This is a genomic window from Thalassotalea psychrophila, assembly GCF_031583595.1.
GTDB lineage: Bacteria > Pseudomonadota > Gammaproteobacteria > Enterobacterales > Alteromonadaceae > Thalassotalea_A > Thalassotalea_A psychrophila.
In genome coordinates this window covers 2088644-2105170 of the sequence record NZ_CP134145.1, presented here as the reverse complement: position 1 = coordinate 2105170, position 16527 = coordinate 2088644, and the positions used below count along the sequence as shown (strand labels likewise).

Below are 16527 nucleotides of genomic sequence, written 5' to 3'. Positions count from 1 at the left end.
CTCCATCCTTGGCATTCTAAGTTAATTCGTTCATGAATTAAAAATTAGAACGAGTATCTAGCACCTATTGCTAACATATCACCGTTAGAAGACTCTGAACCATCGACGTTTGTTGAATCATCCATTTTGTATTCAGCGTAAACTTTAAAATCATCTGCCCAGTAGTAACCAATACCAGCTACGTAATAGCTCATTTCATAGTCGTTATCACTTTCATCAGCAGTTAACGTGTTAACCGCGGCTAATAATTCAATATCATTATTGAAGCGGTAAGTAACTACTGCTTCTAAACCAGTAGCATCAATTAATCTACCTTCACTGTCTAACTCATGATTCTCTGTTACAGAGCCAACAATTGCCGCATAGAAACCATAGTTACCGATAGAACCGTAAGTTAAGCTGGCAGCAGTCATAGTATCGTCTAATGTTTCGTTCATACCAACAGATTCAGACGTAACTTCCAGCTCAGCAATGTTGTAGCCTAAACCAGCTGTGAGGTTAAATGGTAATGCATAAATTGCTGCAATACCGTAGCTGTTGTCATACGTTATTTCTAAATCAGTTGCTGGAATAGTTCCTGGAATACCAGCTTCAGGAAGGTGATTAGCTAAAAATTCTTCATCAATTTCAACGTTTTCTTCAGTTGCTTGCATTTGAACGCTCACAAATAAGTTACCAAACGTGTTGTTGTATTGAATTGCTTGTTCAGCACGGCCCGCACCGGTGTAACCACCGTCAGTACCCATATTAAAGCTACCCGCAGCTTCAGCACCAAATGCATTTAACATATCAGTAGGCGCAGTAACGTTATAAATAGAACCCCATTGCTTACCTAAAGACACTGAGCCCCATTTGTCATGTTTGGCACCAACATATCCTAAACGAGTAGAAATGGTGTCATCAGCAGCACCAGGAGATAGACGACCATCACCATTAACAATAAGGTCCGAATTACTGGTTACTAAGTTTACAGCCCATTCAGCTTTAGCAAATGCAGTCCAACCGTCTTTCAATTCACGAGTAAACTCAAAGTTCACGCGTGAAGCACCATTTGCTAATTCATCATAGTCATCTGCAACTAAATAGTTAACTCCAAAGAAACCACCAACACTAAGTGCGTTTTCTTTATCTTTATAAATTTCTATTGCCGATGATGTGAAAGATGTTAAACCTAACGCTATTGCTGTAACGGCTACCGCTTTTGTATTTTGCATAAATGCCTCAATAAATGGATTTAAGTGTGAAACTCAAAAATAATTGACGCATTTATAGCAATACTAACTCATTGAAAAAAGAGCAAAAAACAAATAAAAACAAGGTAATACAAAACAAAACACTTATAAATTTCTTTGACAAATTAACTGTGAAATTTGATAACTTTGCTAAAGTTTTCCCAAACTATTCTATGCTTAATAAGCAATAACAGGTTAAACAGAAAAATATTCTTATGACAATTTTCGCCTATATAAAGACAATTTTTCCCATTTATAAGACCAGTAATGAACGATTTATTTTGTAAATATTAACCTTAAGTAAAGAAAACATGGAAAACAGATGTTCAAGATAACTTATTATATAAAGAAAAAAGCAAACATCAGCAGCGAAGAGTTTAAAAACTATTGGCTAGGGGAACACGCAGAATTACAAAAGGCCTATCTAGAAAAAATTGGCGTACGTCGTTATCAAAAGTGTGAAATTTTACCTGATCATCCTGTAGGTATTGCCAGCATTGAAGCTTACCAGACCGGCCCTATTCATTATGACTTTGTCGACCATTTACACTTTAACGATATTGAAACATTAAAAGCTGGTAGCCAGCTTGCTGAAGTTAAAGAGGCGATGCAAAGGTTATTTGAGTCAGAAAACCAGTACGTTGATATTGCCCAATCAAATATCAGCATGACTCATGACATTGCTCAGTTTTACCCGCATGATGCCGAAGATGTACATGCAACACCTGGCTCTGAATATGTTCACATTCATTATGTAGTGCGTAAATATTCTAAACTAACTCGCCAAGGTGCACAGTTACATTGGAACTCTTGCCATGGTGCTGTATCAAGGCAGGACATTAAGTATTCGGTACAGAAAAAATATGTACAAGCCCATGTAATAGATTCAACGTTTGTTGACTATATTGCTAACCTGCGCGGCTATGAAGTGTGTGATGACTTGATTGGCCATGCTGAAGGTTGGATTTCAACCGAGCAAGTAGCCCCAGATTTCCCAGCAGAAGAGTGTGCTGAAGTAGTTGCTATGTCGATGGACGATATTGACTTGTTTGCCGATAAAGATAGAGGCCGTTTATTTGTAACCCAAGATCACTACGTTATAGATAAGCAAATTATCGTACGCCCAATGCCTGCATTCTTTGGTGCGGTTTATTAACCACAGCTTAAAAATGAAAGAAAAAAGGGGTCAGTACCCTTTTTTATTTAGACTCCTGCATCATCTGCGCTCTATATGCCGAGGGCGCCATGCCACTCCATTGATGAAATGCCCGATTAAAATGAGATTTATCGGAATAACCTAGATCGGCGGCAATATCGATGATCTTTTTATCGCTGTGGATTAGCTGTTCTTTAGCAATATCAAAGCTTAGCTTGTGCAATACGTAAAAAAGGGGTCAGTACCCTTTTTTATTTAGACTCCTGCATCATCTGCGCTCTATATGCCGAGGGCGCCATGCCACTCCATTGATGAAATGCCCGATTAAAATGAGATTTATCGGAATAACCTAGATCGGCGGCAATATCGATGATCTTTTTATCGCTGTGGATTAGCTGTTCTTTAGCAATATCAAAGCTTAGCTTGTGCAATACGTGGCGAAATGTCACGCCTTCCTTACTCAACCTGCGCTGTATTTGTCGAAGCGATAAACCAAGAATTTCTGCAAGTTGCTGTAATGATGGCAAGCCTTCACCAAAATATGGCTTAATGGCTAAATACAATTTCTGCTGAAAGCTATTACTTTTTAATAATTCTAAATCATCATACAGTGACAGTAATTCAGGATGACTGGTACCAAGTTCTCCATTGTCGATAAATATGGCAGTGACATCCTGATTTGTCGCAACTAATGATTTTGGATAGTTGCGCTTGGTTACCGTCAGGTTTTTGCTTTGTTGCAAACGAATAGCTTTAGGTTGCCAGTTAGTACCAAGGTAGTGGCGGACAAAACAAATTAAATTGCTTAGTGCGATTTGCTCCATCAGATGAAAGTCGAGATCGTTAATCTCTACTTTGCCGCCAGTAAACCAAATACCATCGTCTTTGCTGTCGAGCCAGTATTTTGCATGAGTAGAATAACTACTGATGAATTTAACTAATATGGCAATAGCATCATGCAAAGTTATAGCTTCAGCGATTGCCTTATCAGCTATTTTTTGAATAACGGCCATGCCCTGCTCACTAACCAACTGAAAACCAAGATCGTCTTCTTTATTGGCATCACCACACAATTGCACAAAGTGCCAGAAGGCATGAACCGGCATAGGTTCATCATCATTGGCATTAAATACCGACATTGGCAGTTTCGACAGTGCCATCAGTTTTTCAACGGGGATGCCCTTACTTTTAAAAAACAAAATTGTTGGTCTGATATTTCCTGTCTTTACTAAGTGTATGTTTTTCATATTGTAATCAAGTGTAAAAGAGTGTTTGAATATTGAAAACGGTAGAAAATGGCAACCGAGATATTATCAGCCTAGACTAAACTATACAGCAAGTCACAAATATCTAATTTTTAAATTCCTATGAGGTGTATATCGATGAACGTGAAGTCTAAAATGAAGTTTGTTGCCGCTAGTGTATTAATTGCTGGGATGAGTATCAATAGCGTTATGGCTGCCCAAACCCTGTTCACCAATGTGAATGTTTTTAACGGCACTGAAGACAAAATTTACAGCGATTTAAATGTATTGGTTGATGGCAATAAAATTACCGTCATTTCAGCAAAAGACATTAGCGTTAAAGATGATGCTATGATCATCGATGGTACGGGTAAAACATTAATGCCAGGCTTAATGGATACTCATGTTCACCCGAATATGCTTATTGAAGGTGGTTTGCTCGCTATTGAATCAGCTCGCTGGGATGAAATTGGCGCCGTTGCAGCGGGTAACACCCAAGAGTGGTTATATGAAGGTTTTACTACCATAAGAGGTATGGGCGCCACACCAAATGGTTTAAAGAAGACTATCGACAAAGGCATTATTGATGGTCCTCGCATCTACCCTTCAGGTAGTTACATATCACAAACATCAGGCCATGCTGATATTGTCATGGCATCGATGCAGGAAAATCCTGAAAATAGTAACTTGGTAAAATTGGGCTTAACCCAACTGGCCGATGGAGAAGACGAAATTAGAAAAGCGGTTCGTCGTAACTTCGCCGTTGGTGCATCGCAAATCAAATTAATGATAGGCGGTGGTATTTCTTCGCTTAAAGGTCCGTTATTTGCCGCACAATTTACCGATGCAGAAATAACAGCAGCAGTTGAAGAAGCTGCAGCTCGAGATACCTATGTTGCAGTGCATGTTTATCAAGATAAACACGTACAACGCGCTATTCGCTTAGGGGTAAAATCTATCGAACATGGTCAGTTTATCTCTGAAGAAACCGCTCGCATGGGTAAAGAAGCAGGAGTGTTCTTCCAAGGGAACTTGGCAGGTATGTCGCCAGCACTCTTAGAGCACCCTGTTTACGGTGGTAATCCAATAGTGCGTGCTAAAGTAGAAGAGTTTATTGAAGACAGTAAAAACTACACTAATATAATCAGAAAAGTGCAACCTAACATGGCCTTTACTGCCGACTTAGTTAATGAATCTGGCGTTAATGCTCGTCGTCACCGCGACCATGAAAAATGGGTATGGTCAAAAGAGTACGGCAACTTTATTGCCTTAAAATCTATGACCTCATCAGCAGGCGAATTGGTTGCAATGTCAGGTGGTTCAAACCCATACCCTGGTAAATTAGGTGTGGTTGAAGTAGGCGCATTAGCCGACTTATTACTTGTAGACGGTAACCCGCTTGAGGACATCAGTGTAATTGGCGGTAACGAAAAATGGTTTGCGGCACCTGCTCGTGACAAAGGTATAAAAACATTAAAAGTAATAATGAAAGACGGTAAAATTTATAAAAACACATTATAACTCCCCTCTTTTCATATGAATAACATAGCCTCGCACTGCGGGGCTTTTTACTTCAGGGATGAAGGAATACCAACTTAACATGGATGTTATAAAGTTGGCTCACTTCAGGGATGAAGGAATACCAACTTAACATGGATGTTATAAAGTTGGCTCACTTCAGGGATGAAGGAATGCCAACTTAACATGGATGTTATAAAGTTGGCTCACTTCAGGGATGAAGGAATGCCAACTCCGTTTGTACTTTACAAGTGCTGATAAAATAGTCAATATACCATTTAATTGGTACTACCAATTTTAGTTTATATTTACCGTTTATTAAAAACCCCTTTGTAAACAGCACCTTTCAATCACAGCACATGTAATCAACTGTAAGTCCTCAAACATTTTAGTTAAGGTCAGCCATGGCAAATAAATCAGCAACAACACAATCGTCTAAATCATCAATCATAGCTAAAAAGCTCGAAACCATGATCATTGACGGTTCATTAACGGAAGGGCAAAAACTGCCTTCAGAAAGAGCATTAAGTCAAACACTTAAGGTTTCCAGGAACTGCCTTCGCGAAGCTATTAAAGAGCTAAACGCTCGCGGCGTTCTTGAAACCAAGCGAGGTAGTGGCACCCATGTGGCTTTGTTTAAAGATATACAGCCTAGTCGGTCGCTGATTGATTTATTAAATAACGATAAAAAGACTTTGACGGATATGTTTTATGTTCGGCGTTTATTGGAAAGTGAAGCGACCAAGCTGGCAACAATAAATGCGACTAAACAAGATAAAGACAAAATTAGCGAAGCTTTTCAGCAACTTGTTAATTTAGAGCATTCAGATGATGGCTCAGCTGTTGCCGAAAAAGATATCGCCTTTCATCGCAGTATTTATATGGCAGCAAATAATCAGGTGTTATTGCTCGCGCTCAACAGTATTCGCGATTTGATGATGAATTTTATGTATATGCTAGGCGATAAAGTTTACCCATTTGCACAAAATCATCGCGATTTAATCGCCCAGCATCAACGTATTTATGACGCCATAATCAAAGGCGATGCGCAAGAGGCACAAGATGCGGCGAACGCTCATATTGATGCGGTAAAACAGTATATAAAATTAAAATAACAAATGCCCTGCTATTGGGCAAAAACACTTTGGGGAAATAATCATGAGTTCATTGAACCGCTGCTTCAATATTAATGATTTAAAGAAAAAAGCGAAAAGAAAATTACCAGCGACCATGTATCACTATATGGCAGGTGGAGCCGATGACGAATGGAGTTTAAGACGTAACAGTAGTGCCTTTGATGATTATCAACTGATGCCGAATCAGTTAAATGATGTATCTAAAGTGAACATCTCAACGAAGGTTCTCGGTTGTGATTTAAAAATGCCATTTTTCTTAGCGCCTACCGGTATGAGCCGCCTATTTCATCATGATAAAGAATTTGCCGTAGCAAAAGCCGCCGAAAAGATGGGCACATTGTATAGCCTATCAACCATGGCGACTACCAGCATAGAAGATATTGGCTCGACAATTGATTCAGATAAAATGTTTCAAATTTACATTTTTAAAAACCGTGAGCTGACTAAAGAATACGTAAAACGCGCAAAATCGGCAGGTTACAAAGCGCTTTGTTTAACTGTAGATACCGCTATTGCGGGCAACCGTGAACGTGATCATTATTATGGCATGGGGATACCGCCGAAATTAACTATGAAAAGCATGCTTAGTTATATGACTCACTGGCAGTGGGCATTCAACTTATTACGTAATAGTGACTTTAAGCTTGCCAATATATCACATTGGGATACCAGTTTATCAAAAGGCACCATGGGCTTAATTCAATACGTTAACTCTCAGTTTGATGCATCCGTTACCTGGGATGATGTTGCCTGGCTTTGCGAGCAATGGGATGGCCCGTTTGTGCTTAAAGGTTCACAATCGGTGTTAGATGCTAAAAAAGCAGTCGAAGTAGGCTGTAGTGCAATGATGGTATCAAACCATGGTGGCCGTCAGCTTGATTTTGCCCCGGCGCCAATTGATTGTATCGCGCCAATTCGAGATGCTATTGGTGATTCGCTCGAACTGATTGTTGATGGCGGCATCCGTCGCGGCTCTGACGTAGTTAAAGCACTAGCACTTGGCGCTAATGCTTGCTCTATTGGCCGTCCATATTTATATGGTCTTGCTGCTGGAGGTCAAAAAGGTGTCGAAAAAACAATCAACATACTAAGTAGTGAAATAGAACGAACAATGGCCCTGCTTGGCTGTAAATCTGTAGATGAGATCAACAGCGAACATCTAATCATTAATAATCACATTAAATAATAAAACCAATAAAAAAGAGAAGTATTGTGGAAATATTAGTTTTAATCTTATCGTTAGCGCTATTAATTTGGCTAACCATGCGTGGTGCCAACCTTATTGTCGTTGCGCCATTTTGTGCGTTAATTTTAGCGTTTTTCAGTGGTATAGATATTGCCACCGTTGCCGAGCACGGCTTTACCTTTATCTATATGAAGGGCTTTACCAGCTTTTTTGCCTCCTGGTTCTTAGTATTTTTGCTCGGTAGTATATTCGGTAAACTAATGGAAGATTGTGGCGCAGCAGAAAAAGTATCACATTATATTATGACTAAAGTTGGCAGCGAAAGAGCTGCCGTTGCGGTTGTACTAGCCTGCGCCGTACTAACCTACGGTGGAGTTAGTGTTTTTGTTGTCGCTTTTACTTCTTATCCCATTGCGTTAAGCCTGTTTCGTGAAGCTAATTTGCCTCGACGCTTTATTCCCGGTTGCTTAGCATTTGGCTCTGCTACCTTTACGATGACCACAGCAGGCTCTCCAGAAATTCAAAATTGGATCCCTATTAAATATTTGCACACATCACCTTGGGCCGGCTGGGAAGTGAGTATTCCAGTTGCAATTTTTATGGCAATAGCCGGATTCATTTGGCTGAATAAAATGATCACTACTGCCGTTGCCAATGGTGAGAACTTTGAGCACCGTGACAACGATCCGCATCCCGACGAACGTAATTTACCTGCTCTATTGCCATCGTTGCTGCCATTATTTTCTATCGTAGTCGTTAGCTTTCTTGGCCACGAAACCTTGCACCAAAACGCATTAGTTCTTGCCTTATTAGTAGGCTGCATTCTAACTTACCTACTCAATATCAGTCATTTTCAAAATATCGAAAAAGCCTTAAACGATGGGGCTTATTCTGCCTTAATCGCTACAGGTAATACCTGTGCGGTCGTTGGTTTTGGTGCGGTTGCAAAAATGACCCCTGGCTTTGATATCGCCATGGACTTTGTGATGAGTTTACCTGGCAGTGGCTTAGTCAGTGCTTCGGTAGCGATTATTATCATCGCTGGCATTACCGGCTCAGCTTCTGGTGGTCAATCAATTGCTCTACCCGAGTTAGCTCCACATTATTTAAACTCTGGAGTAGATGCCGGCGAATTACATCGCGTCGTAGCGATCAGCTCTGGAGCCCTAGATTCATTGCCTCACAATGGTTATGTCGTGACCACTGTTCGAGCTATTTGTGGCGAAAGTCATGCGTCAGCTTATGGGCCAATATTTGCGTTAACGGTGATATTGCCGCTTATTGGCACGGTAATGGCAGTTGCATTATTTGGCTTATTTTAAATTATTAGTATTAAGCATATTTTATACAAACCCAGCACCAAGCTGTCCATAATTGACATATGAGTTGCCGCTAATGACCTACGCTTTATCTTAAACTACATGGACAGACCACAAGTTTAAGTTCATGCTAATAGGCAATAAGATAACACGTAGATAAAATATTTAAGGTAGTTCTATGTCTTCTATTACAGACTTTTCAGGCAAAGTTGCCATCATCACTGGTGCTGCTCAAGGTATAGGTAAAGCTGCAGCAAAAGCGTTTGCAGAAGCCGGCGCAAATTTAGTAATTACTGATTTATCAGCCAACGTAAATGATTTGGCTGGCGACATTATTAATGAATTTAATGTAAAAGTTGAAACATTAGTCGCTGATATATCAAAACCTGATACCGCAAAAGAAATTTGTGATATCGCCATAGAAAAATTCGGCCGTTTAGATTTTGCCTTTAACAACGCAGGCATTGGCGGTAAACCTGCTCATGTGAAAGACTTAGCCGATGAGCAGTGGTTAAATGTTATTAATATTAACTTGAATTCAGTTTTTTACTGTATCAAGCAGCAAGTACCTGCCATGCTTAAAAATGGCGGTGGCGTTATAATTAATAATTCTTCTGTTTGTGGTTTACGCCCTATTGATGGTTCAAGTATTGAATACACTGCCGCAAAACACGCTGTAGTTGGCCTAACTAAGCAAATCGCGGTTAATCATGGCGCTGAAGGCATTCGTTGTAATGCTGTTTGCCCAGGGTTTATCGCTACTCCTTTGACTGCAGATCAAGACACTGATTGGTTCTTATCTCGTATCCCACAAAAGCGTTTAGGCACAGCCGAAGATATCGGCAAAATGGTGCGTTCGCTTTGCTCCGATGATTCAAGTTATGTAAATGGTGTTGCCTTGCAAGTGGACGGTGGTTATTTACAAACCTAACAACTAAATACATATTTAAACGCAAAATAATCACGAAAAAGGGCTTTTTTATTAAAAAGGCCCTTTTTTTTATAATATTTGCACAAAAGATTGTTACTACTTGTTGCTACACTCAGATACCCCTTTGATTTGAGAGAGCTATAATTATGATAACAACAGTAGCTAATAAAAATTTGCCTATGAGTGAAAAACCGTTTAACCCTATGTCAGTTGTTCGTTTATCCGGCGCATTCATGGCGTATTTAATCGGCTCTGGTTTTGCTACAGGTCAAGAAGGCATACAGTTTTTTGTCAGTTTTGGAATCAATGGTTTAATTGGCTGTATGATCAGTTTTATTCTTTTAACTTATGTATGCAACATATTATACAAAGTTGGTTTCAAGCATGGATTTAAAAGAAATGAAGATGTATTTGTGCATTATTGTGGTAACTATGTTGGCAAGTTTTTAACCTGGTATACAATGATTTTCATTGTTGCTGTGTACGCTATTATGCTATCGGGTACCGGTGCAACAATAGAGCAGCATTATGGACTTCCTAGTTATATCGGAACCGTACTAATGGCCTTACTATCTGGCGGTACTTTGCTGATGGGTCTTCGAAAAATAGTCAATATAATTGCCATAATTGGCCCCATAATAGTCGCCTTTACCATTTTGATATCTATTTTAACTTTAGTTGAAACGCCAGTAACTATTGTAGAAGGTGCAGCGAAAGTTGCAGAAATGGATATATTAGCAGCATCAAATAACTGGTTAATGTCGGCGTTATTGTATGCGGGCTTAATGATACCCGGTCTTGCAAGTTTTCTTCCTGCATTAGGGGCAAGTGCCAAGTGTGAAAATGACCTAAAATATTCGTCTATTTTAGGTCCACTATTATTTGTTGGTGCATTATTCCTATTGGTACTTGCACTAATGGTTAAAGTTGACGTTGTTAATAGCAGTCAAATTCCAGTAATGGCATTAGCGAATGATGTATTGCCTGTTTATGCTTCAATCTTTGCCATCATTATTTTTTGTGGAATTTACACAACAGCAACCCCACTATTATGGACCGTTTGCTCTCGCTTTGCTGAAGATAAAACGCCGAAATATAATACCTTGGTAGTGAGTCTTGTTCTTCTTGGTTTAATAGGTGCTACTTTATTACCATTTGCACAGCTAGTTAACTGGATTTACCCAACTGTTGGTTACGCCGGCCTTGTATTCCTTGCTTGTGCTATTTTCAAAAATATGCGTTCGTACAAAGCAAATAAATAAGCCTAGTTAACGGTTATATTTCAAAGTCATAGAGTCGTTGTAAAATAAAAACAGCAGTACGATTATCTTAGATAAAACTACTGCTTTTTATGACTATTTATTTATAGCTATAGGTTTATTTTTGGCGAAGATGGCAAAAATAAAAAATGTACAAGCTGTTGCTAAGGCAAGCAGGTTGAACAAGCCGTCGTATGAATTACTTTGATCCAGCATTTTACCTGTCAAACTTATAATAAAAATACTGGCTAAAGAGCCAATACCGGCAACAAAACCATAGATAACATCTGAATGTTTCGGGAATAATTCGGAAGCGAGAGGTACATAACCAGTTACACAAATACCGAGTCCAGTAAAAATCATTACAATTAAGGCAAGTGCTTGAAACAGTGATGGTGCAAACGTTAACAGATAAAAACCAGCAATAATTAATACCATACCGGTGCAAGTTACCAGCTTACGAATTTTTAGGCTCGCCATACCTCTGTGTAATAATTTATCAGCCACTAAGCCAGTTAATGGTGCGATAAAAGATAACACCAACCATGGTAAGATTGAATATAAACCAGCTTTTGATATGGACAATTCAAAGGTATCTACAAAGTAACTTGGCAACCAGCTTGCTAACGCAAACGCTATCGTGCCCATCACCATACCAATAAAATATAAAACTAATACTGGTGGTGCAATTAGCAACGCCTTATACGGTATGCTGCGTTTTTCTTTTATAGTGTTATTATCCTCGACGCTTTGATAAATATTTTGATTTTTATTAGGCACTAGCTTGAACCAAAAATAGGCCCAGATTAAGCCCATAATGCCAAATATATAAAACACAGACTGCCAGCCAAACCATATAATTAATGTACCGGTGATCAGTAACGAGAACACACTTCCAATAGCAGTAGACATATTCATTAAGCCATAAGATCTTGATAGTTCGTCTTTTTTCATCCAGTCATTTAATAATCTATAAGAGCATGGAAATGCTGCCCCCTCGCCTAACCCCAAAAAAATACGAGCAACAATTAATGCAGAAAAAGAAATGCTTGCAGCCAGTGGAGTGATTAACGTGAATAAAGACCAGAACATAACTGCAATCGCAAAAACCAGATAGGCGCCAAAGCGATTAGATAATAAACCACCAAGAATTTGCATGACTAAATAGCCAATAAAAAAACTTGATAGCACAAAGCCCTTTTCAGTATCGCTCCAAGAAAAAACACGCTGCATTTCTATAGAAGCTACTGAGACCATTACCCTATCGATATAACAGATAAATAAAGCGACAAGCACTAGAGAAAGCACTGAATAGCGTTTATGCCATTGCTCGCTTTGAAAAAATATTCTTAACAACGTATACAATCCTATTAATACAAAAGAAACTTCAATTAATAGAATAGCTTAAAAAAAAGGGGTCAGTACCTTTTTAGCTTTAATAAGCTAAAAGGTACTGACCCCTTTATGATTTTTGTTGTAACTAAACTATTTGCTTAAAACGGTTAACGCTAATGCAGCAACATCGGTGCCGATGAAGCCGCCACCGTTTTCAGCTAATGCGAGTTTTGCACCTTTAACTTGGCGTTCACCAGCTTCACCACGTAATTGCCAAACAAGTTCGGTAATTTGTGATGTTCCTGTCGCGCCAATAGGGTGACCTTTACGCATTAAACCACCAGAGGTGTTTACTGGAATTCGTCCGCCTAATTTAGTGTGGCCTTCTTCAATTAGCTTACCACCCTCGCCTTGTGGACAAAGGCCTAGGTATTCGTAGTACATAATTTCAGAAATAGCCGAGGCATCGTGTAGTTCAACTACATCTAAATCGCTTGGTGAAATACCGGTAGTGTTATAGATTTTTTCAGCACCAACTTTAGGACATTCTAAACCAGTATCTTCAGCGTAATCGTAGCCACTTGAAAGCTCCGAAGCTTCAACTTTAACCATACGGCTCATGCCAAGCTCTTTCGCTTTTTTCTCACTCACAATGATAGTGGCTGATGCGCCATCACCAATTGGAGAACACATTGGTAATGTTAATGGATAAACCACTTCGCGAGAGTTTAATACATCGTCAACAGTAATTACATCGCGATATTGGGCATAAGGGTTCATGCTGCCATGGTATGAGTTTTTAGCAGACACCGCCGCAAGTTGTTCACGAGTAGTACCATACTTTTGCATATGGTCCAGTGCCCAAGACACATAAATATCGATAAATACACTGCGGTTAGTACCAGCACCTTCATCAACAGGCATACCAAGTGCCTTTAACTTTTCACCGACTTCAGCCAGCAGTTCATCGTTTTTCTCTACGTCAATACCACCAGAGAATACACCAAAGGTTTTCAATTTATCTTTATGGAATAACTTTTCAACACCAAAGGCTAAAACAATATCGTAAGCGCCCATTGTTACCATAGAGCAGGCTTGTTGAAACGCAGTAGCAGAAGATGCACAAGCATTTTCAATGTTGATTACTGGAATTTTACCTATACCCATATCACGTAATATTACTTGCCCAGGTACACAGGTTTGGCCCTGCAACACACCAGCACCAACATTACCGCAATAGGCCGCGTTCAGCTCTTCTTTGCTAATACCGGCATCTTCTAACGCGATATAAATTGCTTCACTGGCAAGTGATTTTAATGAACGGTCAAGGTGTTTACCAAACTTGGTCATACCAACACCGGCAATATATGCATTTTGTTTCATTTTAAATTCCTAGTTTACAGCGCGATCTTTACCAGACCAGTACGTCTTACGAAGGTCTGCTTTCATCACTTTTCCGTTTGGAGAGCGTGGTAAGTCATCTATAAAATCAACGGTTTTAGGGGCTTTAACAGAGCCTAATTTAGCTTTAACCGCTAAGATAAGTTCTTCTTCCGTAGCTGTTTGACCTGGTTTTAACTGCACAACAGCTTTTACTGATTCACCCCATTTCTCATCAGGAACACCAATAACTGAACATTCTTGTACAGCGGCGTTTTCAGAGATAACTTGTTCAACTTCATTAGGGTAAACGTTAAAGCCACCAGTAATGATTAAATCTTTACTTCTATCAACAATCTTAATGTAACCATCTTCATTCATTACACCAACATCACCAGTCCATAACCAACCTTTTTTATGAGCCTCGGCTGTCGCTTCAGGGTTATCTAAATAACCTAATGTTACTAAACGACCTTTAACACAAATTTCGCCGGCTTCACCGCGAGCAACCTCTTTGCCGTCTTCACCTAAGATCTTGACCATATTAAGACCAGCAGGACGACCAATACCCGCTAAACGCTCTTCATTGATGTTGCCATCTTTGTCCATGTAATCCCATGGTGCTTTTAAGGTAATGGCAGCTGGTGCTTCTGTTTGACCATAAGCTTCAGTCATACAAGGCCCGAAAACTTTACATGCTTCTTTTAGTTTTTCTACTGAAGTTGGGGCTGCACCGACAACAAAATGTTGCAACGATGAGTAATCATAATTAGCAATGTCTTCGTGCGCTAACATCATGTACATAACGGTTGGCGGTAAAAATAAGTGAGTGACTTTGTGCTCGCTGATGTCTTGCATAATTGATAATGGGTCAACATGCTTAGTGATTACGTTTGTACCACCACGCATAAAGTGTAAGCAGCCCATAATGCCAGCAGAATGAGTCATCGGCGCAACAACCAAGTGAACACTATTCTCTTCAAATTTAAAGTGGGTAAACCAATTGATAGCGAATGTTTCAAGCGCTTCATGATTCATCAGTACGCCTTTCGACTTACCTGTTGTGCCACCGGTAGGAAAAATTGCCGCAAGTTCATTAACGCTTTGTTCACCAACTTGATGAAACTCCACTTGGCCGGCAACGAAATCTGTTAACGACTGACCTACTTCGCCTTCTCCTGTAATGCATACAAACGCTTTAATTGAAGGCACTTGTGCTGCAATCGCTTTAACTTCAGCATTGAAACAGGCATCGTAAAACATAATATCCATGTTAAAACGATCAGATAAATCAACATTCACTTCAACGCTGTTGCGCGGATTAATTGGCAACCAAATACTTTCAGCGCGCATTAAACCAAGTAGTGCTAGCCATGCATCGTTTGAGTTTGGAGCATATACACCCACTCTTGCACCTTTACTAAAACCATTACCGTGGATAGCAGCGGCTATTTTGTGGATTTCTTTATCCGCTTCACCATAAGTGTACTTACTGGTGTTATCTACAAACGCTTGATTGTTTGCGTGATAAGCTACGCCTTGATCCCAAAAATCGATAATACGCATGAATACGTCCTTTTTAATTTATTACTTACTATTTTCTGATTAATTGTTGTTAATCAACCACTAATGACAAAATACTAATTTATTGTTATTAAGAAAAATAAGGCGCCCAAATGGACGCCAAATTATTTTTGCAAACTGTTTCTAGATATCAGTAACAGTTAGTTTTAGTGGGAAAAATTGTTTTAACTGACCAAGAAGGTATTTGTAATCTACTGCTTCACAAGCTGTAGCAAAACCCGCTTTAGATGTGCCGCTAGCAATTAATTTTGCAGCAGTTGCCGCTTGGATCATACCCGTTTGTGTATAAGGGCTAGTAGATTGCATTACTACTTTCTTACCACCAGCAGAGCCCGTACCAACAGCAAAGTCACAACTACGGTGAACAAGTGTTTCTTCACGTGGTGGCGTGAATGGTGGAACAGCATCAACCATTTTCTTCATTTCAACAACTTGTTGATCTTCAGGAAGAGTACGGAAGTTTGCTTCAAAATCTTGTTGAAGAGCAATTACGCCTTCCATCACTTCGCGGTTTGCAGTACCAGAGTATTGACGACAAGTACGAACACGAGGGTCATTTTTAAATACTGTTGGTAATGTACCACCACCCCATGGGTGAACGATTTGATTTACAGCATAGCCTGGTACTTGAATTTCATAACCTTTACCTGCGGGCCATGACACAAATTCATTGTTCATCAAGTATTGTGCATCGTGGCTGAACAAAGAGTATATTGATTGAGTAGATGCGTGAGTTGGTACAAAGTTACCAGCAGTTGCCACTTCTAATGTATCAATATCCCCTTCTTCTAAACAAATACGTGCACAAATTTCAGCTGGCGTGTACATATAAGCTGTACAAGGAGCCATCAATAAACCTTTTGCTTCAAAATCAGCAGCAAATTTTTCGATAATAGTTTTAACAAATGCTGGCTCACCAGTAGTATCAATGTAGTGACAGTTTGCATTAAGTGCTGCTTCAACAACTGTTTCACCGTAAGTTTCAAATGGGCCAACAATGTTACAAACAACTTGAGCACCTGAAAATAATTCAGTTAATGCTTCAACAGAGTGTTCAACGGCAGCAACTTCATAATCAGCAGTTTCGATACCAGGAACGTTTTGCATGATTTTTTCTAATTTTTCAGCGTTACGACCGGCTGCAATGAAAGGGATATTGTATTGACGTAAAAATTCACATACTAAACGGCCGGTATAACCACTTGCGCCGTATACTACTACTGGTTTGTTTGAACTCATGTTCACTC

The 16527-nt window shown here is 39.5% G+C and carries 14 protein-coding genes; 7 read left to right on the top strand and 7 right to left on the bottom strand.

What is annotated here, in order from left to right; genetic code table 11:
- Nucleotides 1-44 precede the first annotated feature (44 nt).
- Nucleotides 45-1214, bottom strand: a complete 1170-nt coding sequence (locus tag RGQ13_RS08390) for a porin (RefSeq protein WP_348393105.1) — start codon at nt 1212-1214, stop codon at nt 45-47.
- 340 nt (nt 1215-1554) lie between these two features.
- Between RGQ13_RS08390 and RGQ13_RS08385 the strand changes: the two genes are divergently transcribed.
- Nucleotides 1555-2388: an EthD domain-containing protein gene (locus tag RGQ13_RS08385; RefSeq protein WP_348393104.1), complete on the top strand. Its 834-nt coding sequence runs from the start codon at nt 1555-1557 to the stop codon at nt 2386-2388.
- Nucleotides 2389-2431: 43 nt separating this feature from the next.
- On the opposite strand, the gene RGQ13_RS20150 is transcribed toward RGQ13_RS08385, so the two are convergent.
- Both RGQ13_RS20150 and RGQ13_RS08380 read right to left on the bottom strand, forming a co-directional pair.
- Entirely contained in the window at nt 2432-2611 is a 180-nt protein-coding gene (locus RGQ13_RS20150) for a helix-turn-helix domain-containing protein (protein WP_405054180.1), read from the bottom strand.
- Nucleotides 2612-2639: 28 nt separating this feature from the next.
- Entirely contained in the window at nt 2640-3635 is a 996-nt protein-coding gene (locus tag RGQ13_RS08380; RefSeq protein ID WP_348393103.1) for a helix-turn-helix domain-containing protein, read from the bottom strand.
- 135 nt (nt 3636-3770) lie between these two features.
- Here RGQ13_RS08380 and RGQ13_RS08375 point away from each other — a divergent pair, with 135 nt between their 5' ends.
- The 6 genes from RGQ13_RS08375 to RGQ13_RS08350 all read left to right on the top strand — a co-directional run bounded on the left by RGQ13_RS08375 (nt 3771) and on the right by RGQ13_RS08350 (nt 10984).
- On the top strand, nt 3771-5153 hold the full coding sequence (locus RGQ13_RS08375) for a metal-dependent hydrolase family protein (protein ID WP_348393102.1): 1383 nt from the start codon (nt 3771-3773) through the stop codon (nt 5151-5153).
- A 401-nt stretch (nt 5154-5554) separates the two neighbouring features.
- Nucleotides 5555-6265 carry a FadR/GntR family transcriptional regulator gene (locus tag RGQ13_RS08370; RefSeq protein WP_348393101.1) on the top strand — a complete coding sequence of 237 codons (711 nt, stop codon included), beginning with the start codon at nt 5555-5557 and terminating at the stop codon, nt 6263-6265.
- Between the two features lie 43 nt (nt 6266-6308).
- A complete protein-coding gene (locus RGQ13_RS08365) occupies nt 6309-7472 on the top strand; it encodes an alpha-hydroxy acid oxidase (RefSeq protein WP_348393100.1) in 1164 nt (387 codons plus the stop codon).
- Nucleotides 7473-7495: 23 nt separating this feature from the next.
- The gene (locus tag RGQ13_RS08360; RefSeq protein WP_348393391.1) at nt 7496-8794 is read left to right on the top strand and encodes a GntP family permease; all 1299 of its coding nucleotides are present in this window, start codon (nt 7496-7498) and stop codon (nt 8792-8794) included.
- 175 nt (nt 8795-8969) lie between these two features.
- On the top strand, nt 8970-9722 hold the full coding sequence (locus RGQ13_RS08355; protein WP_348393099.1) for an SDR family NAD(P)-dependent oxidoreductase: 753 nt from the start codon (nt 8970-8972) through the stop codon (nt 9720-9722).
- Nucleotides 9723-9868: 146 nt separating this feature from the next.
- Nucleotides 9869-10984, top strand: a complete 1116-nt coding sequence (locus tag RGQ13_RS08350) for a YkvI family membrane protein (protein ID WP_348393098.1) — start codon at nt 9869-9871, stop codon at nt 10982-10984.
- Between the two features lie 93 nt (nt 10985-11077).
- Here RGQ13_RS08350 and RGQ13_RS08345 read toward each other — a convergent pair whose 3' ends face one another.
- The 4 genes from RGQ13_RS08345 to RGQ13_RS08330 form a co-directional block, all read right to left on the bottom strand.
- Nucleotides 11078-12337 (bottom strand): MFS transporter, encoded by a 1260-nt coding sequence (locus tag RGQ13_RS08345; protein WP_348393097.1) that lies wholly within the window; start codon nt 12335-12337, stop codon nt 11078-11080.
- Between the two features lie 129 nt (nt 12338-12466).
- Nucleotides 12467-13699 carry a thiolase family protein gene (locus RGQ13_RS08340; RefSeq protein ID WP_348393096.1) on the bottom strand — a complete coding sequence of 411 codons (1233 nt, stop codon included), beginning with the start codon at nt 13697-13699 and terminating at the stop codon, nt 12467-12469.
- Between the two features lie 9 nt (nt 13700-13708).
- Complete coding sequence (locus tag RGQ13_RS08335) at nt 13709-15262, bottom strand: class I adenylate-forming enzyme family protein (RefSeq protein WP_348393095.1); 1554 nt, start codon at nt 15260-15262, stop codon at nt 13709-13711.
- Between the two features lie 141 nt (nt 15263-15403).
- The gene (locus tag RGQ13_RS08330) at nt 15404-16519 is read right to left on the bottom strand and encodes a saccharopine dehydrogenase family protein (RefSeq protein ID WP_348393094.1); all 1116 of its coding nucleotides are present in this window, start codon (nt 16517-16519) and stop codon (nt 15404-15406) included.
- Nucleotides 16520-16527 lie beyond the last annotated feature (8 nt).

What these genes read in the sequence shown, in the direction of transcription:
- RGQ13_RS08390 (WP_348393105.1), bottom strand. Translation starts at nt 1,214, where the DNA reads ATGCAAAATACAAAAGCGGTAGCCGTTACAGCAATAGCGTTAGGTTTA.
- RGQ13_RS08385 (WP_348393104.1), top strand. Translation starts at nt 1,555, where the DNA reads ATGTTCAAGATAACTTATTATATAAAGAAAAAAGCAAACATCAGCAGC.
- RGQ13_RS08380 (WP_348393103.1), bottom strand. Translation starts at nt 3,635, where the DNA reads ATGAAAAACATACACTTAGTAAAGACAGGAAATATCAGACCAACAATT.
- RGQ13_RS08375 (WP_348393102.1), top strand. Translation starts at nt 3,771, where the DNA reads ATGAACGTGAAGTCTAAAATGAAGTTTGTTGCCGCTAGTGTATTAATT.
- RGQ13_RS08370 (WP_348393101.1), top strand. Translation starts at nt 5,555, where the DNA reads ATGGCAAATAAATCAGCAACAACACAATCGTCTAAATCATCAATCATA.
- RGQ13_RS08365 (WP_348393100.1), top strand. Translation starts at nt 6,309, where the DNA reads ATGAGTTCATTGAACCGCTGCTTCAATATTAATGATTTAAAGAAAAAA.
- RGQ13_RS08355 (WP_348393099.1), top strand. Translation starts at nt 8,970, where the DNA reads ATGTCTTCTATTACAGACTTTTCAGGCAAAGTTGCCATCATCACTGGT.
- RGQ13_RS08350 (WP_348393098.1), top strand. Translation starts at nt 9,869, where the DNA reads ATGATAACAACAGTAGCTAATAAAAATTTGCCTATGAGTGAAAAACCG.
- RGQ13_RS08340 (WP_348393096.1), bottom strand. Translation starts at nt 13,699, where the DNA reads ATGAAACAAAATGCATATATTGCCGGTGTTGGTATGACCAAGTTTGGT.
- RGQ13_RS08335 (WP_348393095.1), bottom strand. Translation starts at nt 15,262, where the DNA reads ATGCGTATTATCGATTTTTGGGATCAAGGCGTAGCTTATCACGCAAAC.
- RGQ13_RS08330 (WP_348393094.1), bottom strand. Translation starts at nt 16,519, where the DNA reads ATGAGTTCAAACAAACCAGTAGTAGTATACGGCGCAAGTGGTTATACC.